Consider the following 23482-nt stretch of genomic DNA (forward strand, 5'->3'; position numbering starts at 1 on the left):
CAAGCCACTGCGCTGTATCACTATCGTTCGCAATAACAAATCTACTCCGCTTGTGCTGGCCACTAACGACCTGACCAGTTCTGCACTGGACATCGCCCAGCGCTACAAGGAACGGTGGGGCATTGAGCTGTTCTTCAAATGGGTCAAACAACATTTGAAAATAAAACAGTTCCTTGGCCGCAGTGAGAACGCCGTACGCATCCAGTTGCTCACGGCCTTGATCAGCTACCTGTTGGTGGCGCTCTACAAACAACGCAACAGTTTAAAACGGAGCCTTTGGGAATGCTTATGTCTTGTCCGCGCAACACTGTTTCAGCGGCCTGCGACCGAGGATTCAAGCTATCGACGACGAAGACGCGAAGCTAGTCAAATAGCACAACTCCAGCCAGGACTATTCTGATGACAATGTCAATAAAATTATTCCGGACAGCAGTGCGCGTTCGCGGGGATGACGGAGTGACCGCATTGGTCCATCTAAAGAATACCGTTCGTGGCTTAACTTAACGGCATTAAAATCTGACGGGCACTATTCGGCAGTAGAAAATACCACAAGCTGATATCTGTTTTGATCGAGGTTGAACGGAGTCAAGGCTGTCATTTTCAAGCCTTGGACGTGAACCGCCAGCGAGTGGGGATTAAGGTCATTGATAAACGCTGCGCCGACATCGTAGTTCGCACGGGTATATTCTTTTACGGCCACAAACAGTTTTTTTGCAATACCGTGGCCTCGCCACGCTTTGCCGACACACACCGGACCATAAACAAAAACGCGTTGCTCTTGCAGTGTTTTGCCGCCGAACTGCTGTTCGGGGAATGTCTTGAGCATGGCGTCAACTACCGGATGGCGCGGTGGTGGCGTATCACTTGGCGCCATGCACAGGAAACCGGCAAGTCGTTCGCCGTCCATCGCCACCAGAATCCCCAGGGCCTGATTGATGGCGGCCACCTGCTGCGTGTTCATGCTGGAGACGATAAAACCTTGCAGCTTGTCTTCTTCACTTAGCTTGTCTGGCGTGTTTTCCAATTGCAACGCGATGATTTGTTCGTAGTCTTCCGGGATTGCCCGTCGAATTTCCATGGTGTTTTCCTTATCGGTGCCGTGTTGTTTGCAAGTTAATATTGTATGACACTCCTGTGCGCAAATTGCTCAATTTTAGGCAAACAGGTGGAGCAACTTTAAAAATGCGGCCGATATTGCTTGATACCACTTGTCTCGGAGCAATAAAACAATAATTGATCGAATACATCGCTTAGAAGTATGCTTAAGCCATGGAAATCGAACTAAAACTATTGCTGGCACCTGCTGATGTCAGCGGCTTCAAGCGTCATCCTTTGTTAAAACACTATGCGACCGGCAAACCGCAATCGCGGCAGCTAACCAGCATTTACTTTGATACGCCCGATCTGTATCTGCAAAAGAATCACACTGCGTTGCGGGTGCGCAAAGTAGGGACACGCTGGGTCCAGACTTGCAAGAGCGGCGGCCAGGCTGCTGCGGGCTTGCATCAGCGGCCGGAATGGGAGTCGGATATCCGCAGCGCGGCGCCTGATTTGCCCGCCTTGCAGAGACTGCTGGAGTCCGGCACGCCGGTGGCTGAACTGCTGTCCGCCCCAGGTCTCGCAAGCCGTTTGCAACCGATATTTACTACGCAATTCCGGCGCACCATCTGGCTACTGCGCTCGCAGGCAGGGGATGAGGTCGAGCTGGCCCTGGATCAGGGCGAAATCCGCCATGGCGACAGCAGCGTGCCGATCAGCGAAATCGAACTGGAGCTCAAATCCGGCGCTGCGGCGAGCCTGTTTGAGTTAGCGTTGGCACTGCAACATACCGTGCCACTGCGCGCCGCCAATGCCAGCAAGGCCGAGCGCGGCTATGCCCTGCATTCACCGCAGCCGCCAGCCACTGTGAAAGCGCAACCTGTCAAATTGGCGTCCGAGCTGACGTTGGAACAGGGATTCCAGATCTTGCTCGGCAACTGCCTGACACACATGCAAGGCAATGAAGATGGGCTTGTGCATGGCGTCGATCCGGAAAACCTGCATCAGATGCGTGTCGGCTTGCGGCGCTTGCGCGCTGTGCTCAACCTGTTTAAAAAAATCATTCCGGTTCCGCCAGAAATATCGAGTCAGCTTGACTGGCTGGGAGCCAAGCTGGGACCGGCACGTGATTGGGAAGTGCTGGCAATCGCCACGCTGGCCGATGCGGTAAGGCATTGTTCGGACCAGGCGCAGCTGGAAAATTTGCAGCAGCTTACCTTCAGCGAGGCAGGCAGGTATCGCCATGCCGCAGCAACTGCAGTCAACTCTCGCGCCTATACGCGTTTACTATTGATGCTTGGAAGCTGGATCGAGGGACGGCGGTGGCGCGAGCAGTTGAGCGCAGAACAACTGACTGTGCTGTCGTCGCCTTTGAAGAAATTCGCATTCAAGAAACTGACAGGTTTGCAGGAAAAATTATTGAAGCGCGGCAGGCGGATCAAACAGCATGATGCCGCCAGGCGTCATCGGATAAGGATCGCCGCCAAGAAAATGCGTTATGCCACGGAATTTTTTGAAGCATATCTGGCGCCTAAACGCAGTCATGCTTATGTCGGCGCACTAGGTGATCTGCAAGATGATTTAGGTGCCGCCAATGATCGCAGCGTGGCCGACCGGCTGCTGCAGCAGATTGCAGATTTGCATCCCGAACTGGCCGAGTCCTGCATCCTGGCTCGCAATCTGTTGGGATGTGATCAAAAAGGCAATAAATCTGAAACTGCCCGCTTATGGCAAAGATTCGTCGCATTGAAGCCGCCGATGAAGACCCATTCGCGCTGATTGCTTGGTCCCAAGGCCTATTTGGTGCAAAATACGCTCGCCAAGCTCTTCCTGTAACACCGTGGATGAAGGTGAGCGGGGCTAGAACTCATTTCACCCATATCCATGAGATGCGTTCTAAGACACCGGAGTGAAATCATGACCTACGAAGAATACCTGGACGAAGTCACCACCTTGATGGTCGAGTTATACGACCTGAAAGATGAAGCCGCGATCAAATACGTGATGCGGGCGCAAGCTGCAGATTTTTTTACCTTGCATGACGACGATCCCGCCATGCGTACGCTGGAGCGCGCGCGCGAAGACGCCAAGACGATTTACGAACAGCGCAACAAGTCGCGGCCTGAACTGTATCGCAAATAAGTTTGACAAATAAATTTGACAAATAAGCCAGGCTCAAGACGGTTACAATGGCCGTCCGCAATTTTTCCGCTTCCAGATCACATACATGACCGAATCCATCCGCCTTGCAAAACATCTCGCCAACCTGGTTTCCTGCTCCCGCAGCGAAGCCGAACAATACATCGAGGGCGGATGGGTCAAGGTCGATGGCAAAGTGGTGGAGGAGCCAGGGGTGCGCATCGGGTCGCAGCAACAGGTCGAATTGATGGCGGGCGCCACATTGGAGCCGCAAGATCCGGTGACCATCCTGTTTCATAAACCGGCCGGTCTCGATCTGTTTGCAGGCCCGGCGCTGAGCGAGTTGGCGTCACAATTGATTGTGCCAGACAAGCGCGCTGCCGACGACCGCGCCGAATTACGTTTTCTGAAACGCCACCTGAGCAATCTGAACCTGATCGAACCGTTGGAAACACAGGCTAGCGGTTTACTGGTTTTTACTCAGGATTGGCGGATCACCCGCAAACTGGTTGACGATGCCGCCAAGATCGAACATGAATTCATTGTCGAAGTGGCCGGCGATATCATTCCTGACGGTCTCAAATTACTGAATCACGGCCTGAGTTTCAACCGCAAGCCGCTGCCGCCGATCAAGGTCAGCTGGCAAAACGAAAAGCGTTTGCGTTTCGCCCTCAAGGCGCCGCCGCGCGGCCTGATCGTGCATATGTGCGATCAGGTCGGGCTACAAGTGGTCGCCAGCAAACGCATCCGCATCGGCCGCCTGCCGATGGCTGGCCTGGCGGTCGGTGAATGGCGTTATCTGCTGGGTTACGAGCGGTTCTGAGTACGATTTTGACTACGATTTAAATCCTTTTCACTCTGCGCAATAAATGGCTGCTCCGCTTTTAAATCAAGTGAGCGTGCGAATAAATAATAAGCGCTGCCAGAGACGATCAAGCCAATCAGCCAACCTATGTCAATCCCACCTATGGCTTTGGCAATTGGTCCTTGATAAAAGTCTCCTGCAATAATAAAAGGAATCATTGCGACAAAGCCGATCAGGTAGGCGCTTATTCCGCGCCATCCCCATGCCCCATAAATGCCATCGGGTGTGAAGAAATGCGTAATTGCATAATGACCGCGGCGCACGAAGAAATAGTCGACCAGATTGACAGCGGTCCAAGGCACCAAAAAGTACAGCATGATTGCCAGGAATCCTTCAAGCAAGTGCAGCGCCTCGCCGCTTAGCGCCAGCGTGAATGCCAGCCAGGCAGCGGCAACCACGACCGTAGTGATCATTCGGGTGCGAGGTGTCGGGTGAATCTTGCGGATCGAATCAACGCCCGTCAGCACGGTCAACACGCCGCTGTAGGCATTCAATCCCATCACGGAAACCAGCGAAATCACTGAGGCAATTACCACCAAATAACCAAAACCGGGCAAGACGTTAGTGCCAGCCTGATACAACGCAACCAACGCGTCCGTGCCGCCCAGACGGGTTGCCAGCCAAGCGCCCAAAGCAATCATCCAAATACCGGAAAATGAGGCGCCGCCGGCAATTGCTGTAATTAAAGCCGATGAACGTGTTTTACGCGGTAGATAGCGCGAGTAATCGGAGACATACGGGGCGTACGAAATATTGTAACTGGCACCCGCGGCAAATTGCGTCAGGAACGCGACCCAGCCAAAAGTCGCGGTGCTTGCAGCGGGCGTTATGAGGGCATCAGAGTTATTTGCAAATCCCAGCAACGCAGCCAGTGTCAGCACGACATACACCGGTACGCTGATCATGAATGAGTACTTGAACACCTTGTGCAACAAGTCATGCCCATAAATCGCCAACACAGCTGCAATTACGGTCGCAACAATGGCGACCACGCTACTTTTCCAGCCAAACAAACTCTGCAAACCACTACCCAGCAACGCAGCATTGACTACGTTGAAGCCGACGAACACCAGCAAAGTCCCTATCAAAGCCAGCACCACTCCGCGATAGCCAAATTGCGCACGTGACTGAATCATTTGCGGCAAGCCAAGTTGCGGCCCCTGCGAACCGTGAAATGCCATGAACAGGGTGCCAAACAGAATTCCCAATCCGCCTGCAAGTGCACTCCATCCAGCTGGCAATCCCATTGCCGGGCCGATAAAGCCGATGGATACCGTGAAAAAATGAAAGTTACCCAGAAACCAGAATGGACCCTGATCCCGCACCTTGGATGTGCGTTCACCTTCGGGAATGTAATCTATCGAATGTGCTTCAATAGTGGTGTGGCGTGATGTGCCACTCACGTCAATGGCCTGGGTATTTACAGTCATGTCTTCTCCTGATTTATTTTAATTTGATCGCAGGTGGCTGCACGTGATAGCACTTGGTAATGCTGTGCGTCTTTATGTTTTTTTTATGCGCTGTGTCCGTGTGTGCTGATTGATGGTGTCTACCTCTTCCATCGCCAGCGTCACCTGGCGTTGCTCGAGATAACAATATTCTTTCCGGCTCTCTTGCACCGCAGAGAAATCCAATTGCGCCGTCAAGGTGGAAACACCGTCATCTGCTTGCAAAAGGACGTCGCCATAGGGATTGATCACCATGCTGCCACCGGCAAACGATTCTCCGCCGGCACCTGGTCCGCAGCGATTTACAAGAACGGAGAACACTTGATTTTCCATGGAACGTGCGGCCAGTGCGCGTTGATGCACCACGCCATGGGGATGAATCAGGCCATCGCTGACGATAATCAGTTCCGCGCCCAAACTTGCGAGTGCGCGTGCCGACTCAGGAAATTCGATATCGAAACAGATTAATAGTCCGATCTGGCGACCGTTCCACTGCGCAGTTGTGAAACGATCGCCGGGACTGAAAATACCGATATCGGACGACCACAAATGTACTTTGCGATGATGTAAGACAATTTCACCTGCAGCGTCGATCAATACACTCGCATTGAAAAATTGATCGTCGCTTGCTTCGGCAAAACCAAGTACAACCGCTACTTCATGTTGCCGCGCTGCTGCGCGAACTTGAACGATCATTTCGCCGCTGACGGCTTGCGCCAACGCGGCCACATTATCTGCGCGCGGAAATCCACTGAAAACGGTTTCAGGAAAAACCATGAGCTGTGTGCCGGCATGGCGTTGCGATATTTTTTCCAGCACAGTCGCTAAATTGATGGCGAGCTCACCGTCCACAATCGCTACTTGAGCCATTTCGATTTTCATTGCAATTCCGCAAGTATTGATATGGTGTGAAACTAATATGATGACTAATAATCAATATTACGGGTATTGCGGCACTATAATATAGTGCCAATTTTATTTTTTTGATGGAGCCACTTTGTGCGTGGCACTTTCTGTAAGCCGAAACTCATAATTCGAGTCAGCTTTTGCAGCTTGATGCCGTATTCGCCTTGAACGCCACGACATTAGCTGCAATCCCGTCGGCCGCATCGGCCACCGTGCGCTGCACGCCGAGCACCAAGGCATCAATCCCCGAGGCCACCGCTTCGGTCACACTTAACTGGCAAGCACTACTGCGGCTGTTGTCGGAACGGCTGATGGTCCAGCCGTAGGTGGCTTGCACTTTTTCCCCCGGCACTGCGTCAAATTCACGCAACTCCACAGCAATCCGATAGACCGGCTGATCTGTCGGCCGACCGCTGCGGCTGACGTCGATCGCGCCCAGTCGATTGGCAATGCTGCTAGCCAATGCATCCCGTAATTCACTGTTGAACGGTGCGGACCAGCGCTCCTGCTCCAGGATGTCAACCCGGGTGCTGGAAGCGCTGCCGGCGCTTCTGACCACCAGTTGCGGCCGCGCCAGGCGTTCCGGCAAGGTGACCGGCGCGACGTCGATGAATAGTCGCGCGCTCTGGATCGCGGGCGCAGGTGCGGCCAAGGGCGCGGAAAGCGTATAAAAGCGCGTCGGCGGGGAAGCGCAGCCGGCCAGCAGCAGTGCGATGGCGATAGCGCTGAAGCGCGTCGATAGGATCGATGTCATTATTTATTTCCCTCTTGCTTGCCGCGGATCAGTGCTTCCGGATGGCGTTCCAGGTAATCGGTCAAAACCCGCACCGATGCTGCCGAGCGCGTCAGTTCCTGCAAGGTCTGGCGGATGTCTTGCTGTAACGGCGCGTTGTCGGACAGGGTGCGGTTGGCGTTGTCCAGCGTGGTGCGCACGTCTTTCATTGCTGCCGTGATTTCCGGCGCGACATCGTTATTCAGGCTCTTGGTCAATTGTTCGGCATTGAGCAAGGTGCGATTCAAGGTGCCCAGCGTTTTCTGCAAATCGGCGGCGATCTGGTCGAATGGCACTTTGCTCAGCTTCTTGGCGATTTCGGCGATCTGCGACTGGATTTCATCCAGGCTGTTCGGGATGGTCGGTAACTCGATTATCGCATTCGAGGTATCGATGGCTACCGGCGGCGCTTTCGGGAAAAAGTCGAGCGCGATATACAACTGGCCGGTCAACAGGTTGCCGGTCCGCAGTTGCGCCCGCAAGCCGCGGCTGACCATGTATTGCAGACGCTGTTTGGCGGTATAGCTCGAGTGCTTCTCGTCTTCGGCATACTTGCGCCCCAGCCGTTCCGGATAAATCTGCACCGCCACCGGCATGCTGAATTCACGGCGTTTGGCGTCGTATTCTATGCCTATCGATTTGACCTCGCCCAAGACCACGCCGCGGAAGTCGACGGTAGTTCCAGGCGTTAAGCCGCGCAAGGACTGGTTGAAATACATCACCACGGTTTCCGACGGGCCATCCGGTTCCTTCAAGGCGGTTTCTTCGTCTGCGGCCAGGTTGAAAGTGGTGTTCTCCTTGGCAGTCATGCCCAGTTCGTTATCCGGTGACTGGAACGCTATGCCGCCCAGCACCACGGTTGCCAGCGATTGCGTACGCAGCTTGAAGCCGCTGGCATTGATCTGCATGTCGAAACCGCTGGCATGCCAGAAGCGGGTGTTGACGCCAATGAATTTGTCGTAAGGCGCATCGATGAAAATACGCAGCGTGACACCTTTGCCGTCTGCGTCGAGGTCGAAAGCGGCCAGCTGGCCGACCTTGATCCGGCGGAAATAAACCGGCGAGCCGATATCCAGCGAGCCGATGTCGGTAGCGTGCAGCATGTATTGTTTGCCTGAAGCGTCGATCTTGACAATCGGCTGTACTTCCAACCCGGTAAACTCGTCCTTTTTATCCTTGGAAGTACCGGCGTCGGCGCCGATATACGCGCCCGAGAGCAACGTCCCCAGGCCTGAAACGCCGGAAGCCGCCACCCGCGGCCGGACTACCCAAAAGCGCGTGTCGGCGGCGGTGAAGCTTTCGGCTTCTTTCGACAGTTGCACGTTAGCCAGGACATGCGAACGATCTTTGCTCAAGGTGATGGTCTGCACCAGGCCGATATCGACATCCTTGTATTTGACCTTGGTTTTTCCGGCTTCCAAACCTTCCGCCGTGCGGAAAGTGATGGTGATGGCTGGCCCGCGTTCGACCAGTAACTTGACCACCAGCGTCAAGCCGACCACCGCGGCGACTATCGGGATCAGCCAGATCAGCGAAGGCAGCCAGTCGCGTTTCCGGCTTAGCCTGGGCTCGGGTAAGGGTGGTATAGCAGGAGGCGGAGCGCTAGGCGGAACGTTTTCATCACTCATCTTGTACTTTCGTTTCTATTGTTCTGATTCGCAATTTGCTTTGCAATCTGATTCTTATCAATCGCATCGTCGCTCCCGTCCCAGCTCAGGCGCGGATCGAAGCTGAGCGCGGCCAGCATCGTCAATACCACCACCGAAGCAAACGCCAGTACGCCGAAACCGGCGGTAATCCGGGCGAATCCTTCAATCTGCACCAGCCCGGCTAGCAGCGATACCACGAATACGTCCAGCATCGACCAGCGGCCGATGATTTCCACCAGCCGATACAATTTTGCGCGCTCCAGGCGGCGCCAGCGACTGCGCTTTTGCGCGGTCAGCGTCAACAAAATCAATGAAGCCAGTTTAAACAGCGGCACCAGGAAGCTGGCAATGAAAATGATCGCAGCCAATTCCCAGGCGCCGGAGACCCAGAAATAAATGACGCCGCTCATGATCGTATCTTCCTGCACGCCAAGCAACGTCTTGGTGATCATCACCGGCATCAGGTTGGCGGGGATGTACATGATGCAGGCAGCGATCAGGAAAGCCCAGCTGCGCCGGATGCTATCCGGTTTGCGCTGATGCAGCGCGCTACCGCAGCGTTCGCAATGTTCACCATGTTCGTGCATGCTGACTTCCCGCCAGACCGTGCCGCAATGATGACAGGACATCATGCCGAGGCCTGCAGCAGTCGGTGCCGCCAAGTTTTCGTCTTCGGCTGGTAGGGAAACCGGGACGGTGGTGTCGGCGTTCATGTGGAGCCTTCCTGGTTTTGCTCCGAATAAGCCATTTGCCAGAAATACCGGGGATTGAAGGAAATCACCGCGGTCAGCAATACCGTCAGTGCCCCGAACGCCCATAGCGCAACGCCGGGGATCACCGTCGCCATGTTCGAAAGCTTGACTATCGCCACCAGCACACCCAGCAGGAACACTTCAACCATGCCCCAGGGCCGCAGGTTTTGCATGGCGCGTACCAGCCAGCTAAAGCCGGCGGGGCGGCGCTGCTTTGCCAACGATACCAGCAGATAAAAGAGGAATAGCAGTTGCAACAATGGAAACAGGATGGTGGTGGCAAGCACCAGCAAAGCCACCAGCGACATGCCCTCGGCAGTCAGCGACATCACGGCGCCGAATAAGGTGGTGCGGCTGCTTAAGCCTTGCAGCTCGATTTCGACGATCGGGAAACTGTTGGCAAGCACAAACATGATCAGGCTGGCCACGGTCAGCGGCAAAATCCGCTCGCGCTGCCGGCCGGGATCACGCTCCAGTTCAGTGCCGCAACGCGGGCAGTGGGCAATTTCCCCGCGGCGTAGCTGCACCTTGCGATACAGCGCATCGCATCCTTCGCAGGCAATCAGGTCAGGGACTTCGCGCATAAACACTTAAAAATTGAGTAGATGGAATTCTAACAATAATCTGCGTCACAACTAGCAATAACTCGCAGATAGTTTCTACATCGTGCTTCATCCCGGCCAGATTTTAGGGCGAAGTACAGAAAGTGCAGAAGCGGCACACGTGTTTTTTCGAATACTCGTAAAATGACGGTTAAATTAAACGATGCGTTAAACAATGCCAAGACTGAAGCGCATGTTGCAAGCATGTCATTTATGTAATTACATGCCTTTTATTCACCGAAAATTTATCAAATGAGCACCACGAATAATAAAAGCAGTTTACCTGCCGCCGAAGCCGATCAAAAACTGGAGTATGTGACTTCGTGCGCGCTGCCGACGCCTTGGGCAACCTTCCAGCTGCACGCATTTATCGAACACGTCACCGGCAAAGAACATCTGGCCCTGACCTTGGGCGACGTCAACGACGGCGAACCAGTGCTGGCGCGCGTCCATTCCGAATGCCTGACCGGCGACGCCTTGTTCAGCCAGCGTTGCGATTGTGGCGCCCAGCTGGAAGGCGCTTTGCAAAAGATCGCGGTGGAGGGGCGTGGCGCGATACTGTATTTACGCCAGGAGGGGCGCGGCATCGGCTTGATCAACAAGATTCGTGCTTACCATATTCAAGACGGTGGCGCGGACACGGTGGAAGCCAACCAGCAATTGGGATTCGCCGCCGACTTGCGTGATTACAGCATCTGCGAAACCATGCTTGAACATCTGGATATCACGGCCTTGCGCCTGATGACCAACAATCCGCGCAAGGTGGCAGCTTTGCAAAAAATCGGCGTCACCGTGGTTGAGCGGATCCCGCTGATTCTCAACCGCAATCCGTTCAACACCCGTTACCTCGACACCAAGGCCGTGAAACTGGGCCACCTGCTGCCGGTCGACGGCCTGGAACACGATCTGGATGAAAACGAGTTGTAGGGTGGGCGCATCTTTGTGCCCACCCTACGGCTGCCTTGGCATCAATGTTTAGACGCTACATGCTTGGAGTTCACCACCGCATCGGTTACGTTGGCGGGAGCTTCGGCATAATGCTTGAACTCCATCGTATAGGTAGCCCGTCCCTGGGTCAGCGAACGTAGCGTGGTGGAGTAGCCGAACATTTCGGCCAGCGGCACTTCCGCCCGCACAATCTTGCCGACCCCGCCCGGGATGTCATCCATGCTCTGGATCATGCCGCGCCGCGACGACAGATCGCCGATGACATCGCCCATTTTTTCTTCCGGCATCTCGACTTCCACCGCCATCATCGGTTCCAGCAGGGCCGGGCTGGCTTTGCGGCAGCCATCCTTGAAGGCCATCGAGGCCGCCATCCGATACGCATTTTCGTTGGAATCGACATCGTGTGAGGAACCGAAGAACAGGGTGACCTTGACATCGACCATCGGATAACCCGCCAGGACGCCGGTAGCCAGGGTTTCGCGCACACCTTTTTCGACCGCTGGAATATATTCGCGCGGCACGGTGCCGCCTTTGATGGCGTCGATGAATTCGAAGCCTTTGCCCGGCGCCTGCGGCTCCAGTTTCAGCACCACGTGACCGTATTGCCCGCGGCCTCCCGATTGCTTGATGAATTTACCTTCGCTGGATTCGCAGATCTTGCGTATGGTTTCACGGAAGGCAACCTGCGGCTTGCCGACCGTAGCATCGACGCCGAATTCGCGCCGCATGCGCTCCACCAGTACTTCCAGATGCAACTCGCCCATGCCGGAAATGATGGTCTGGCCCGATTCGTCATCGGTTTTTACCCGGAACGACGGATCTTCCTCGGCCAGGCGGCTAAGCGCAACGCCCATTTTTTCCTGGTCGACCTTGGTCTTGGGCTCCACCGCTTGCGAGATCACGGTATCCGGGAATACCATTTTTTCCAGCGTAATGATGCTGCCAGGATCGCACAGGGTGTCGCCGGTGCTGGCTTCCTTGAGGCCGACCGCAGCGGCGATGTCGCCGGCGTACACTTCGCTGATTTCGGTGCGATGGTTGGCGTGCATTTGCAATACGCGGCCGATTCTTTCTTTTTTGCCTTTATTCGGGTTGAACACCGTATCACCGGAAACCAGCACGCCGGAATAGACCCGGAAGTAGCTCAGGTGGCCGACAAACGGATCGGTCATGATCTTGAAGGTGAGGGCGGAGAATTTTTCATCGTCGCTGGCGCGCCTTTCGACAATCAGGTCGTCCTGATCATGACCTTTGACCGGTGGAATATCGGTCGGCGCCGGCAAGAAATCGATCACGGCGTCCAGCAACGCCTGCACGCCGCGATTCTTGAAGGCGCTACCGCACAGCATCGGCACGATCTCGCCGGCGATGGTGCGTTGACGCAGGGCCGCCTTGATTTCTTCTTCGCTGATATCGGCGCCATCCAGGTATTTTTTCATCATGGCGTCGCTGGCGTCGGCGGCCGCTTCTATCATGCGGCCGCGCCACTCCTGGGCGCTGGCCTGCAATGCAGCCGGAATCTCGATGTATTCGAACTTGACGCCCTGGCTGGCGTCGTCCCACATGATGGCCTTCATCTTGATCAGGTCGACTACGCCGTGGAAATCGTCTTCGGCGCCGACCGGAATCTGCACCAGCACCGGATTACCCTTGAGCCGGTCGCGGATTTGCTGGTGCACACGGAAAAAATCGGCGCCGACCCGATCCATCTTGTTGACGAATGCCAGCCGTGGCACTGTGTACTTGTTGGCCTGGCGCCAGACGGTTTCAGATTGCGGCTGGACCCCGCCGACAGCATCGTAGACCATGCAGGCGCCGTCAAGCACCCGCATTGAGCGTTCGACTTCAATCGTAAAGTCGACGTGGCCCGGGGTATCGATGATATTGATACGATGAATCGGATAGTTGCCGGCCATGCCTTGCCAGAAGCAGGTGGTGGCGGCCGAGGTGATCGTGATGCCGCGCTCCTGCTCCTGTTCCATCCAGTCCATGGTGGCCGTGCCGTCGTGCACTTCGCCAATCTTGTGGCTGACGCCAGAGTAGAACAGGATGCGCTCGGTAGTGGTGGTCTTGCCGGCGTCGATATGGGCGCTGATGCCGATATTGCGATAGCGCTCAATAGGTGTTTTGCGAGTCATGACGATTTCCTCTATGAGAAATTATGATGATCAGTTTTTTTGCAGCTGCTGTGACGTGTGAGCTTACCCGTTTTTTTGATTGTCAGTGGCGGCGATGCAAGACACCGTTTTTTGCTTTGCAGTGGTATGCTTGTCGGCTTAACGCCAAGTGGCTAAATCTACCCGAATTAGTCCATCCAAATCGTCTCGTATTGTTTATCCTACCCCGACCTCTATGAACGCCAGAACCTTTTCCCAGAATACCGCTGCTCAGCGCATTCAGCAATTGCGCGCCGCAATGCAAAATCACAACGTTGACGCCTGCCTGATTCCTTCGGCCGATCCGCATTTGTCCGAATACCTGCCTGGACGCTGGAAGGGCCGTGAATGGTTGTCGGGATTCACCGGTTCTGTCGCTAATCTGATCATTACCGCCGACTTCGCCGGTCTTTGGGCCGACAGCCGCTATTGGTCGCAAGCGGAAGCGGAGCTGGCGGGCACTGAAATCGTACTGATGAAAACACCGACTGGCAGCAGTTTGTTGCATCTCGACTGGCTGTCTGCCAATTTGCCAGCCGGCCAGACATTGGCGGTCGATGCTGCGGTGCTCGGGCTGGCCACGGCCCGCGCACTGGAACAGGCGCTGACCAAAGGCGGCAGCAAATTGCGCACCGATCTCGATGTGCTGGGTGAAATCTGGAGCGAACGGCCGGGCTTGCCGATGGCTGAGGTGTATCAGCACGAAGCATCGCATGCACCGCTATCGCGTGCCGCCAAGCTGGAGCAGTTACGCCAGGCCATGCAGCAGCACGGCGCACAATGGCATTTCATTTCCACTCTGGACGATATTGCCTATCTGTTCAATTTACGCGGCGCCGATGTCAATTACAACCCGGTGTTCGTGGCCCATGCACTGATCGGTCCGAAACAAAGCACGCTATTCGTCGCCGACGGTAAAGTGCCGCCAGCCTTGCGCGATCTTCTCAGCCAGGATGGCGTCACGCTGGCACCGTATGAGCAGGCATCCGCAGCACTGGCAGCCGTGCCTGCCGGCGCAACATTGCTGCTCGATCCGCGTCGCGTCACTTTGGGCTTGCGACAGGCCGTGCCAGCCACCGTCAAGGTGGCCGAAGCAATCAATCCCACCACGTTTGCCAAGTCGCGTAAAAGCGTCGACGAGATAACGCACGTGCGGGCTGCCATGGAGCAGGACGGCGCCGCGCTATGCGAATTTTTTGCCTGGCTGGAGCAGGCGCTGGGCAAGGAAACCGTTACCGAAGTGATGGTCGATACGCATATCACCGCCGCCCGGGCGCGCCGCCCGGGTTTTGTAAGCCCGAGTTTCGCCACCATTGCCGGCTTCAACGCCAATGGCGCCATGCCGCATTACAAGGCCAGCGCAGAATCGCACGCCACTATCAGCGGCGACGGTTTGCTGCTGATCGACTCCGGCGGTCAATATGTGGGCGGAACCACAGACATCACGCGCATGGCGCCGATCGGCCAGCCATCGGCAGCGCAAAAACGCGATTGCACGCTGGTGTTGAAAGGCGTGATTGCACTCTCTTCAGCGCAATTCCCGCGCGCGATCAAATCGCCCTTGCTGGACGCCATTGCGCGGGCGCCGATCTGGGCCGCAGGCATCGACTATGGCCACGGCACCGGTCACGGCGTCGGTTATTTCCTGAATGTGCATGAAGGCCCGCAGGTCATTGCCGGCAGTGCTGCACCGGATCCGCATACGGCGATGGAACCGGGCATGATTACCTCGATAGAGCCAGGTATCTATCGTCCCGGCCACTGGGGTGTGCGGATTGAAAACCTGGTGCTGAACCAGTCAGCCGAGACCACCGAGTTCGGCGAGTATCTGCGGTTCGAGACGCTGACCTTATGTCCGATCGATAGCCGCTGCCTGGATCTGGGCTTGTTGCGCAGCGACGAAATCGATTGGCTCAATGCTTATCATGCCGAAGTCAGGAAACGTTTGTCGCCGCACGTGAGGGGCGACGCCAAGCAGTGGCTGGAGAGCCGGACCGAGGCGCTCTGACAGTAATCGTCGGTAGCCGCTAGCCGGTAGCGGGTAATCAGTAATGCGGCGGCCGGTCATTGACGGGCTGGCCCGCATTATTGTTATCCGCAGTATCCTTGATGCGCCGCGCCAAAGCTGCGCACAAGGTTTCCAGCTGGTCTATCTTCAATTGTTGTCGATACACCAGCTTGTTCAACTCGTCCAGCATATCGTCTTGCCGGGTAAGCTTGATTTCGATATCGACCATGCGTTCTTCTTGATTCATTTTCCGGGTTCCTTGGTGTTTCCTTGCTGTTACCTGTTTTACTGCAGGCCAGATGGTAGCGCAATAGCGCTGCCGGGACCGCCGTATATTTCATCTTAAAGCGGTCATCTGGTGGCGGTCGTCTCATAGCGGAGTCGCTGCGCGGAAATCCGCAACAGGTAAAGGTGCGATTCCGGATTTCCGCACGAAAATCCCCCAAAAATTCCCTTTGCGCTACGGTTATCTCCAATAAATCAGACACTTAGATTTTTCTCCTGCGCTGGCACGAAGTCTGCAATGTCTTGTACAAAACTAGTGTCAACAGGAGATAAAATGCCACGCAAATCAGTCGAGCTTAGCTGTATCAGACCATTCGTCTCGCATTCCGCACGGCGATAGCCACCGTTAGCCAATCCCCCTTTGCCACTTATGCCATCTGAATGGCATGATATAACTTGCATGCAAGCTACAGATGCACGGTGATTGCCGGGATTGTATAAAAAACACTAAAACCAGGAGATATCCATGTCCACCCTTCATCCGTCCGGCCAGGCCGCCCATGCTGCTGCCGCAGACACCCGAAAACGCATCTTTGCCATCGTCGGCGCCTCATCCGGCAATCTGGTCGAATGGTTCGATTTTTACATTTACTCGTTTTGCGCGATTTATTTTGCGCCGATGTTTTTCCCTAGCAGTAATCCGACCACGCAATTAGCCAGTTCCGCAGCCATCTTCGCGGTCGGCTTTTTCATGCGGCCGATCGGCGGCTGGCTATTCGGACGGATCGCGGATAAGCGCGGCCGGCGCACGGCAATGATGATCTCGGTGCTGATGATGTGCGGCGGATCGTTGATGATCGCCTGCCTGCCGACCTACGCCAGCATCGGCTACGCAGCGCCGGCGCTGTTGCTGCTGGCACGCCTGTTCCAGGGCTTGTCGGTGGGCGGTGAATACGGCACCAGCGCTACCTATATGAGTGAAGTCGCGTTGGAAGGGCGGCGCGGATTCTTCGCCTCGTTCCAGTACGTGACCCTGATCGGCGGCCAGTTGCTGGCGGTGTTGGTGCTGGTCATCTTGCAGCAACTCCTGACTTCCGAGCAATTGCACGCCTGGGGTTGGCGCATTCCTTTCGTCTTGGGTGCGATGGCAGCCTTGGTTGCACTGTATCTGCGTAAATCGCTGAGCGAAACTTCGACTGCAGAGACCCGCAAGAACAAGGACGCCGGCACGTTGGCCGGCCTGATGAAACATAAAAGAGCATTTATGACAGTGGTCGGTTTCACCGCCGGCGGCTCCTTGATTTTCTACACCTTCACCACTTACATGCAGAAATACCTGGTGAATACGGCCGGCATGAGCGCGAAAACCTCCAGCAACGTGATGACTGTGGCGCTGCTTGTGTACATGTTGATGCAACCGTTGTTCGGAGCGCTCTCCGACAAGATCGGCCGTCGTACATCAATGCTCTGGTTCGGTGCGCTGGCTACCGTGGCGACGGTACCGATCTTGCATGCGCTCAAAGATGTGACGAATCCCTACGCAGCGTTCGGGTTTATCATCCTGGCGATGGCGATCGTGAGTTTTTATACCTCCATCAGCGGCTTGATCAAGGCGGAAATGTTCCCGACCGAAGTGCGCGCATTGGGTGTTGGTTTGTCGTATGCGGTGGGGAACGCATTGTTCGGCGGGACCGCGGAGTTTGTTGCACTCGAACTGAAAAAGGCTGGCATGGAACCGACTTTCTACTGGTACGTGTCGGCGATGTGCGCAGTGGCATTCGTCGTGGCCTACAAGATGCGCGATCCGGAGAAGGAAGGTCTTCTCAAAGATGTTCCGCTTGAAACGGCGAAATTCACGCCAAATGGCCAGGTTGCCGCTTCACGTTAAAGGCTGGCTGAGGTTATGACAGCAAGAAAGCCGCTGCCATGGATTGTGCTGGCGATCGCCTGCGTCATTGCAGTGGTGTTGAGCACCTATGTCGTGGCCAGCAGAAAGGCCGGCAGCGATATCGGCGAAGCCAGCGAACGGCAGCTGCAAATCATCGCGCTCGATCTCGAATCCGTGCTGCAGAAATTCGAGACGCTGCCGTTTACCCTTGGCTTCCAATCGGATGTGTTGCACGCGCTGGCGCAGCCGGAAGACCAGCGCAACATCCAGCGCTTGAATCAGACGTTGCAATTGATCCAGAGGCAATCGAAGGTGGTGGCGATTTACATGCTGGATCGCAAAGGCCTGACGCTGGCCTCCAGCAACTGGGATACGCCTACCAGTTTTGTCGGCCGGGATTTCGGTTTTCGCCCTTATTTCCGCGAGGCTATCAAAGGCAATGCCGGACGTTTTTACGGTATCGGCAATGCCACCAATGTGCCTGGTTATTTCATCGCACAGCCAATCTATGCCAGCGCAGCAGACAGTGGCACAAGGGACACAAGGGACACAAACGGTGCAACGGGTGTAAATACCGCGCTGGGCGTGATGGTGGTCAAGATAGACCTGACCGAATTCGAACATACCTGGCGCAGCAGCGAAGAGCCGATTACGCTGGTGGACAGCAGCGGGGTGGTGTTTTTGAGTAATCGCCCGGCCTGGAAATATCACAGCCTGTATCCGTTGAACGGCGCGATACAGCAAGACCTGACCGGCACCCATCAATACGCGGATCAAGCGATTACGCCGGTGGCGTCGCTGCCGAAGCTGCAAAGGGCGGAATTCGGCCAGCATGTTACACGTGGCATTGGTCGCCTGGGATGGCAGCTTATGTTATTTCCTTCGCAAGCGCGGATTGCCCGTATCGCCATGTTGTGGACGCTGGCGGCGGTGCTGTTGCTGGCGATTGCAGGAATTTCCTTGTGGGCGCTATACCAACGCCGGCGGCGGTTGGAAGAACGGCTGGTATCGGCCGAATACCTGGATCGGACCATCGCCCAAAGAACCCAGGAACTGAGGGTGGCGAATCAAACGCTGGAAGCCAAATACGTTAAATTGAAAGAAACCGAGCATTTGCTGCGATCAACCCAGAACACGCTGATCCAGGCCGGCAAGCTGGCCATGCTGGGGCAAATGGCGGCTGGCATAGCCCACGAGTTGAATCAGCCGCTGGCAGCGATCCGTGCCTTTGCCGACAACGCCATGACTTTCCTGACGCGCGGACAAGCTGATAAAGCTACTGAAAATCTAAGCCACATCAGCAACGCGAGCGCCCGTATGGGCAAGATAGTCGGGCAGCTCAACGGTTTTTCCAGGAAAAGCCATGAAGCGGTAGCCATCATAGATTTGCCGAAATCGATAGAGGCGGCGGCATTGTTGTTGAACAACGAATTTCAGACCCATGATGCAAAGCTGCAGATCGATATCCGCCACCCGGCACAGGTGGTCGGCGATTCGGTGCGCACCGAGCAGGTGCTGATCAATCTGTTGCGCAACGCGCTGGACGCGGTGGATAATGCCGAACAAAAAAACGTCTCCCTGTTGCTGGAATGCGAGGCTGGCGAGGCGGTGGTCCGGATCCGCGACTCCGGGCCCGGTATCCCGGCGCAGGTCGCTCTGCATCTGTTCGAGCCGTTTTTTACTACCAAGCCGTCCGGCAAAGGTTTGGGCCTGGGCCTGGCCATTTCATCTTCCATCGTGCAGGCGATGAACGGCCGGCTGACGGCGAATAATCACAGCGAAGGCGGCGCCGAATTCGTGTTGCGTATTCCTTTGCTCGAATCGGTCGAATCATCGGTGGAATCTTGATGGAGGTAAGGGTGGCGACGCTGGAAGCAGTATTGATCGAGGACGAACAAGCAGTGCGAGAGGCAATCACCCAGACGTTGGAACTGGGTGGCTTCACCGTCCATGCTTGCGATAGCGTAGAGCAGGCACAGACGTGGCTGAGCGCCGGATTTGCCGGCGTGATTGTCACCGACGTGCGCTTGCCCGGCCGCTCGGGCCTGGAACTGTTGACGCAAGTGGTGACGCTGGATCCCGATTTGCCGGTGATTGTCGTCACCGGCCACGGCGACGTCAGCATGGCAGTGGACGCGATGCGCGCCGGCGCCTACGATTTCATCGAAAAACCTTTTGCCGCTGAGCGCCTGATGGAAACCGCTCACCGGGCGCAGGAAAAACGTAGCCTGATCATTGAGAATCGACGTCTGAAAGCAGCCTGGGTAGCGCATCCGGACATGCCGAGCCTGATTGGCCAGTCGAGCGCAATCGAGCGCGTCCGGACCATGATCCGCAGCGTCGGCCCGAGCATGGTGGATATCCTGATCAACGGCCAGACCGGCAGCGGCAAGGAAGTAGTGGCGCGCCAGCTGCATGTCGCCAGCGGCCGTACAGGTCCGTTTGTCGCCATCAATTGCGGCGCATTGCCGGAAACCGTATTCGAAAGCGAAATTTTCGGCCATGAGGCCGGAGCGTTCACCAGCGCTCAGAAAAGACGCATCGGCAAACTGGAATATGCAAAAGGCGGCACGGTATTTCTCGATGAAATTGAAAGCATGCCGCTGGCGCTGCAGGTCAAATTGCTGCGCGTGCTGCAAGAGCGCAAGCTGGAGCGGCTCGGCGGCAATGAAGCGATCGCCATCGATTGCCGCATCATCGCCGCCAGCAAGGCCAATCTGCTGCAGATGAGTGCGCAGGGCAGTTTTCGCGAAGATTTGTATTACCGCATCGGCGTGGTCAGCATCGACCTGCCGCGCCTGAATGAACGGCGCGAAGATATTCCACTGTTGCTGGCCCATTTTATCCAGGGCGCGGCGATTCGTTATCAGCGGCCGGTGCCGCAATGGACGCTGGCACAGATGGCGCAATGGCAAACCCGCGACTGGCCGGGCAACGTGCGCGAGTTGCGCAATTTTGCCGACCGGCTGGTATTGGGTGTGGCCGAGGGGGTAGGCGATCTTGTTGGCCAGGGCAACGGCGATGTCATCAGCGCCGTGCCGCTGCCGCAGCAAATGGATAGCTATGAGCGCATGCTCATCGCAGAAATGTTGAATCTGAGTAACGGCAACGTCGCCATCGCCGCGGATCGGCTGGGTCTGCCCAAGAAAACCCTGTACGACAAAATCAAGAAATACCAGCTGGCCGTAGGTAAAACATAAGCCCGGCATAGGGTCGCGTCAGGTAAGTCGTGCAGGTCCGACAATAAGTTGTTGAAAATGGGAGATGTTACAGAACATTATTCCACTGGACAATCGCGCTTGAATCTTTATCATTGGCATCTTTTTCAAGATGGATGTCACAATGAGCGCTTCACCGCTGCCTTCAGGCTCATTCAAAGCACCAGACCGCAGTTCCAATTTTCAATTCGGTTTTATCGACCTGTTAAAGGTCATCGCTGCGCAATTGATTGTCTTGCACCATCTGGCGTTCTATGGGCCGATGGCTGATCACGTCCGTCCCATCGCGCCGACACTGATTGGGTGGCTCGACGATTACGCCCGCATCGCGGTCCAGGTGTTCCTGGTGGTCGGCGGTTTCCTGGCGGCCAAGTCACTCTCGCCGCAAGGCACTTCAACCGTTTCCGATCCTCTGCGTGTTTTGTGGCGCCGTTACATGAAGCTGGTGCCGCCTTTCCTGGTGGCGACCGTGCTGGCAGTCGGCGCTTCAGCCTGGGCCGGATTGTGGATGACGCATTACTCCATCTCGGCGATGCCGACGGCGATGCAGCTGGCCGCTCATGCACTGTTGTTGCACTCAATACTAGGTTATGAATCGATCTCGGCCGGCGCCTGGTATGTCGCCATCGATTTCCAGCTATACGCTTTGCTGGCCATGCTGCTGTGGCTGACCGGTGGCCTGGCCAAGCGTCGCTCCATGCCATGGCTGACGCCAGCGCTGGTGGTGATCGGCGTCAGCGCATCGCTGCTGTACTTCAATCGCGATGCCGCCTGGGACGCCTGGGCGCCATATTTCTTTGGCAGTTATGGCCTGGGCGCGATTGCCTGGTGGGCGCGTGACCTGGGCCGCCGGCCGGCAGCGGTAGCGCTGCTGATGGCGGCGATACTACTGCCAACTTCGTACGCATTAGCGATCGATTTCCGCAGCCGCATTGCGGTTGCACTGCTGGTAGCTTGTGCATTGGTACTGGTAAGCCGACGCGGCATATTGCTGTCGCGCCAGCGTTTTGCCTGGGTACGCGCTTTCGGACGGATCTCTTACTCGATCTTCCTGGTGCATTTCCCGGTATGCCTGATCGTTAACGCCGCTTTCGCCAAATTCGTTCCGGCGCGGCCGTTGTTGCAGGCAGGCGGCATGGTGCTGGCCTGGGCTGCCAGCCTGGCCGCCGGCGCAATATTCTATCGTTGGGTTGAAATCCCGCTGAGCCGTCTTTCAGCGCGGGCATCCGGCCAAGGTTTGGCGTTGCAGGTTCCGGTCGCGGCATAACTTACGCCTGACAACGCATGTAAGCGCCGAGAGGGCGCTTACAGCATATCTTCCATCTCCTGCCTGCCGCTGGCGGACACAAGGTCCGTGCGCTGGCGCCGTTGACGTCGAAAATGCAGGAACGCCAGCACCAGCGCTGCCAATTGCAGCACTGCGCAAAAATAAAACGGCGCACCGATTCGCCAGTCGCCTTTGGGCAAATGCGACACCATTCCCAGCAACGGCGCGCCAATGACCGGCGCGACCACCGCCATCAGGCTGTTGAGCGAGCTGACCGCGCCTAGCGTCTGGCCCTGGCTGTGCGAATCGACAGCGCCAGAAATAATGCTTTGAATCGAAGCATTCACGGTAGCGCCGAACACATTGGCGAAAATCACCGCATACATCATCCATGACTGACTGGCAGCGCCCCACAAGAGGTAGGCAGCGGTAGAGGAAACCAATCCGATAACAGCTAGCCGTTGGGGACTAAAGCGCTTCAACAACGGTCCCAGCAACACGCCTTGCACAATCACCGACATGACGCCGACTGCCGCCAGCGACTGGCCGTTTTCTAGCGGCCCCCAGCCAAACTTGAACGTGGTGTACAGCACCCAGGTGGTATACAACACGAATTGCGCCAAGCCGTTACAGGCAACCACTGCAACCAGCGGGCCTACGGCTTTCAAGCGCGATAGCGCACGCAACGAGGTCAAAGGATTGGCTGCCTTCCAGCCGAACGCACGGCGCCGCTCAAGCGGCAGCGATTCCGGCAGCACGAAATAGCCATACATCAGATTGAGCAACGCCAGGCTGCCCGCAACAATAAAGGGCAAGCGCAAATTGATCGCGCCCAGCAAACCGCCCATTACCGGACCGACGATAAAGCCGACGCCGAACATCGCGCCGATCATGCCGAAACGTTTGGCGCGCTGCTCCGGCTCGGTGATGTCGGCCACATAGGCATTGCACACCGCAGCGTTGGACTGCATCGCGCCGCCGATCAGGCGCACCACAATCAGCATCCACAGCGCCGTGGAAAAAGCAGTCGCAAAAAAATTCAACGCCAGGCCGCAAAACCCCAGCAACAACACCGGCCGCCGGCCGTACTGGTCGGACAGCGCGCCGAGAATCGGCGAGCCGAAAAAGTTGGCGATGCCGAAAGCAAAGGCGATCGCGCCATACCAGAAGGCCTGGTCGGCTTGCGAACCGGTGAATTTCCCGACCAGAGCCGGCAGCACCGGAACGATCAGGCCGATTGAAATCATGTCGATCAATACGGTCAGCATGATGAAGGGCATGGCTGCGGTGCGGGTTCGGTTCTGGGGCGGGGCGGTGAAATTGGTCACGCTTTGCTACTCCGGTAGGTGGTTTCATGTTGTCGCGGCGCGCAGGGATCGCCTGATTGCCATCAGTCATCATATCCAAAATGCGATGCTGTGGCCGGGTGCCTATCCGTACTCGACGAAGTTATTCCTACGACACTTCATGCCAAAAATCCAATACTGATTGTTGTTTGTTGTGGCTTGGCAACGCAGTAGGCAATTATTGCCGTCTGTACATTTTGTAACACTTTCTCATTATCAGGCTGACATGTTGCTATGTAGTATTCATTCCCGGTC

20 protein-coding genes are annotated in these 23482 nt (G+C 56.1%); 10 read left to right on the forward strand and 10 right to left on the reverse strand.

All coding sequences use genetic code 11. The features are described from left to right. Positions 1-400: transposase (locus KHU29_RS22530; RefSeq protein ID WP_211452938.1), on the forward strand; the 400-nt coding region annotated here is incomplete at its 5' end. Between the two features lie 126 nt (positions 401-526). On the opposite strand, the gene KHU29_RS11460 is transcribed toward KHU29_RS22530, so the two are convergent. Then, positions 527-1078, reverse strand: coding sequence for a GNAT family N-acetyltransferase (locus KHU29_RS11460; protein ID WP_211452939.1), 552 nt, complete (start codon positions 1076-1078; stop codon positions 527-529). A 191-nt stretch (positions 1079-1269) separates the two neighbouring features. Between KHU29_RS11460 and KHU29_RS11465 the strand changes: the two genes are divergently transcribed. The 3 genes from KHU29_RS11465 (at position 1270) to KHU29_RS11475 (ending at position 4000) form a co-directional block, all read left to right on the forward strand. Further along, the gene (locus KHU29_RS11465) at positions 1270-2817 is read left to right on the forward strand and encodes a CYTH and CHAD domain-containing protein (RefSeq protein ID WP_211452940.1); all 1548 of its coding nucleotides are present in this window, start codon (positions 1270-1272) and stop codon (positions 2815-2817) included. Between the two features lie 138 nt (positions 2818-2955). After that, positions 2956-3180 carry a hypothetical protein gene (locus tag KHU29_RS11470; protein WP_092411871.1) on the forward strand — a complete coding sequence of 75 codons (225 nt, stop codon included), beginning with the start codon at positions 2956-2958 and terminating at the stop codon, positions 3178-3180. An 85-nt stretch (positions 3181-3265) separates the two neighbouring features. Further along, positions 3266-4000 carry an rRNA pseudouridine synthase gene (locus KHU29_RS11475; protein WP_211452941.1) on the forward strand — a complete coding sequence of 245 codons (735 nt, stop codon included), beginning with the start codon at positions 3266-3268 and terminating at the stop codon, positions 3998-4000. Here KHU29_RS11475 and KHU29_RS11480 read toward each other — a convergent pair. From KHU29_RS11480 to KHU29_RS11505, 6 genes are all read right to left on the reverse strand, one after another. After that, positions 3985-5472 carry a purine-cytosine permease family protein gene (locus KHU29_RS11480; protein WP_211452942.1) on the reverse strand — a complete coding sequence of 496 codons (1488 nt, stop codon included), beginning with the start codon at positions 5470-5472 and terminating at the stop codon, positions 3985-3987. The genes KHU29_RS11475 and KHU29_RS11480 overlap by 16 nt on opposite strands. 72 nt (positions 5473-5544) lie before the next feature. Continuing rightward, complete coding sequence (locus KHU29_RS11485) at positions 5545-6372, reverse strand: carbon-nitrogen hydrolase family protein (RefSeq protein WP_211452943.1); 828 nt, start codon at positions 6370-6372, stop codon at positions 5545-5547. Between the two features lie 157 nt (positions 6373-6529). Continuing rightward, positions 6530-7150: a PqiC family protein gene (locus tag KHU29_RS11490; protein ID WP_211452944.1), complete on the reverse strand. Its 621-nt coding sequence runs from the start codon at positions 7148-7150 to the stop codon at positions 6530-6532. Next, positions 7150-8796 carry a PqiB family protein gene (locus KHU29_RS11495; protein WP_211452945.1) on the reverse strand — a complete coding sequence of 549 codons (1647 nt, stop codon included), beginning with the start codon at positions 8794-8796 and terminating at the stop codon, positions 7150-7152. The genes KHU29_RS11490 and KHU29_RS11495 overlap by 1 nt, the downstream gene beginning before the upstream one ends. Then, positions 8793-9530 (reverse strand): paraquat-inducible protein A, encoded by a 738-nt coding sequence (locus KHU29_RS11500; RefSeq protein ID WP_211452946.1) that lies wholly within the window; start codon positions 9528-9530, stop codon positions 8793-8795. The genes KHU29_RS11495 and KHU29_RS11500 overlap by 4 nt, the downstream gene beginning before the upstream one ends. Continuing rightward, the gene (locus KHU29_RS11505; protein WP_211452947.1) at positions 9527-10153 is read right to left on the reverse strand and encodes a paraquat-inducible protein A; all 627 of its coding nucleotides are present in this window, start codon (positions 10151-10153) and stop codon (positions 9527-9529) included. Before KHU29_RS11505 ends, KHU29_RS11500 begins: the two co-directional genes overlap by 4 nt. A 270-nt stretch (positions 10154-10423) precedes the next feature. On the opposite strand from KHU29_RS11505, the gene ribA reads away from it, so the two are divergent. Beyond that, positions 10424-11098, forward strand: coding sequence for a GTP cyclohydrolase II (gene ribA, locus KHU29_RS11510; RefSeq protein ID WP_211452948.1), 675 nt, complete (start codon positions 10424-10426; stop codon positions 11096-11098). A gap of 41 nt (positions 11099-11139) precedes the next feature. Here the strand turns inward: ribA and fusA are convergent, their stop codons facing one another. Beyond that, complete coding sequence (fusA, locus tag KHU29_RS11515; RefSeq protein WP_211452949.1) at positions 11140-13257, reverse strand: elongation factor G; 2118 nt, start codon at positions 13255-13257, stop codon at positions 11140-11142. A gap of 214 nt (positions 13258-13471) precedes the next feature. Between fusA and KHU29_RS11520 the strand changes: the two genes are divergently transcribed. After that, a complete protein-coding gene (locus tag KHU29_RS11520) occupies positions 13472-15283 on the forward strand; it encodes an aminopeptidase P family protein (protein WP_211452950.1) in 1812 nt (603 codons plus the stop codon). 37 nt (positions 15284-15320) lie between these two features. Here the strand turns inward: KHU29_RS11520 and KHU29_RS11525 are convergent, their stop codons facing one another. Then, positions 15321-15530 (reverse strand): SlyX family protein, encoded by a 210-nt coding sequence (locus KHU29_RS11525; RefSeq protein WP_211452951.1) that lies wholly within the window; start codon positions 15528-15530, stop codon positions 15321-15323. Positions 15531-16034: 504 nt separating this feature from the next. On the opposite strand from KHU29_RS11525, the gene KHU29_RS11530 reads away from it, so the two are divergent. The 4 genes from KHU29_RS11530 to KHU29_RS11545 all read left to right on the forward strand — a co-directional run bounded on the left by KHU29_RS11530 (position 16035) and on the right by KHU29_RS11545 (position 21881). After that, positions 16035-17396, forward strand: coding sequence for an MFS family transporter (locus KHU29_RS11530; protein WP_211452952.1), 1362 nt, complete (start codon positions 16035-16037; stop codon positions 17394-17396). Between the two features lie 15 nt (positions 17397-17411). Then, a complete protein-coding gene (locus KHU29_RS11535; RefSeq protein ID WP_211452953.1) occupies positions 17412-19244 on the forward strand; it encodes a sensor histidine kinase in 1833 nt (610 codons plus the stop codon). Then, positions 19244-20596: a sigma-54-dependent transcriptional regulator gene (locus KHU29_RS11540; RefSeq protein WP_211452954.1), complete on the forward strand. Its 1353-nt coding sequence runs from the start codon at positions 19244-19246 to the stop codon at positions 20594-20596. The genes KHU29_RS11535 and KHU29_RS11540 overlap by 1 nt, the downstream gene beginning before the upstream one ends. Positions 20597-20738: 142 nt before the next feature. After that, positions 20739-21881 (forward strand): acyltransferase family protein, encoded by a 1143-nt coding sequence (locus KHU29_RS11545; protein WP_246541866.1) that lies wholly within the window; start codon positions 20739-20741, stop codon positions 21879-21881. Between the two features lie 38 nt (positions 21882-21919). Here KHU29_RS11545 and KHU29_RS11550 read toward each other — a convergent pair whose 3' ends face one another. After that, entirely contained in the window at positions 21920-23209 is a 1290-nt protein-coding gene (locus KHU29_RS11550) for a TCR/Tet family MFS transporter (protein WP_343216051.1), read from the reverse strand. Positions 23210-23482 lie beyond the last annotated feature (273 nt).

This window comes from Collimonas antrihumi (assembly GCF_018304965.1).
GTDB classification, from domain to species: domain Bacteria; phylum Pseudomonadota; class Gammaproteobacteria; order Burkholderiales; family Burkholderiaceae_D; genus Collimonas; species Collimonas antrihumi.

What these genes read in the sequence shown, in the direction of transcription:
- KHU29_RS11460 (WP_211452939.1), bottom strand. Translation starts at nt 1,078, where the DNA reads ATGGAAATTCGACGGGCAATCCCGGAAGACTACGAACAAATCATCGCG.
- KHU29_RS11465 (WP_211452940.1), top strand. Translation starts at nt 1,270, where the DNA reads ATGGAAATCGAACTAAAACTATTGCTGGCACCTGCTGATGTCAGCGGC.
- KHU29_RS11470 (WP_092411871.1), top strand. Translation starts at nt 2,956, where the DNA reads ATGACCTACGAAGAATACCTGGACGAAGTCACCACCTTGATGGTCGAG.
- KHU29_RS11475 (WP_211452941.1), top strand. Translation starts at nt 3,266, where the DNA reads ATGACCGAATCCATCCGCCTTGCAAAACATCTCGCCAACCTGGTTTCC.
- KHU29_RS11480 (WP_211452942.1), bottom strand. Translation starts at nt 5,472, where the DNA reads ATGACTGTAAATACCCAGGCCATTGACGTGAGTGGCACATCACGCCAC.
- KHU29_RS11485 (WP_211452943.1), bottom strand. Translation starts at nt 6,372, where the DNA reads ATGAAAATCGAAATGGCTCAAGTAGCGATTGTGGACGGTGAGCTCGCC.
- KHU29_RS11490 (WP_211452944.1), bottom strand. Translation starts at nt 7,150, where the DNA reads ATGACATCGATCCTATCGACGCGCTTCAGCGCTATCGCCATCGCACTG.
- KHU29_RS11495 (WP_211452945.1), bottom strand. Translation starts at nt 8,796, where the DNA reads ATGAGTGATGAAAACGTTCCGCCTAGCGCTCCGCCTCCTGCTATACCA.
- KHU29_RS11500 (WP_211452946.1), bottom strand. Translation starts at nt 9,530, where the DNA reads ATGAACGCCGACACCACCGTCCCGGTTTCCCTACCAGCCGAAGACGAA.
- KHU29_RS11505 (WP_211452947.1), bottom strand. Translation starts at nt 10,153, where the DNA reads ATGCGCGAAGTCCCTGACCTGATTGCCTGCGAAGGATGCGATGCGCTG.
- ribA (WP_211452948.1), top strand. Translation starts at nt 10,424, where the DNA reads ATGAGCACCACGAATAATAAAAGCAGTTTACCTGCCGCCGAAGCCGAT.
- fusA (WP_211452949.1), bottom strand. Translation starts at nt 13,257, where the DNA reads ATGACTCGCAAAACACCTATTGAGCGCTATCGCAATATCGGCATCAGC.
- KHU29_RS11520 (WP_211452950.1), top strand. Translation starts at nt 13,472, where the DNA reads ATGAACGCCAGAACCTTTTCCCAGAATACCGCTGCTCAGCGCATTCAG.
- KHU29_RS11525 (WP_211452951.1), bottom strand. Translation starts at nt 15,530, where the DNA reads ATGAATCAAGAAGAACGCATGGTCGATATCGAAATCAAGCTTACCCGG.
- KHU29_RS11530 (WP_211452952.1), top strand. Translation starts at nt 16,035, where the DNA reads ATGTCCACCCTTCATCCGTCCGGCCAGGCCGCCCATGCTGCTGCCGCA.
- KHU29_RS11535 (WP_211452953.1), top strand. Translation starts at nt 17,412, where the DNA reads ATGACAGCAAGAAAGCCGCTGCCATGGATTGTGCTGGCGATCGCCTGC.
- KHU29_RS11540 (WP_211452954.1), top strand. Translation starts at nt 19,244, where the DNA reads ATGGAGGTAAGGGTGGCGACGCTGGAAGCAGTATTGATCGAGGACGAA.
- KHU29_RS11545 (WP_246541866.1), top strand. Translation starts at nt 20,739, where the DNA reads ATGAGCGCTTCACCGCTGCCTTCAGGCTCATTCAAAGCACCAGACCGC.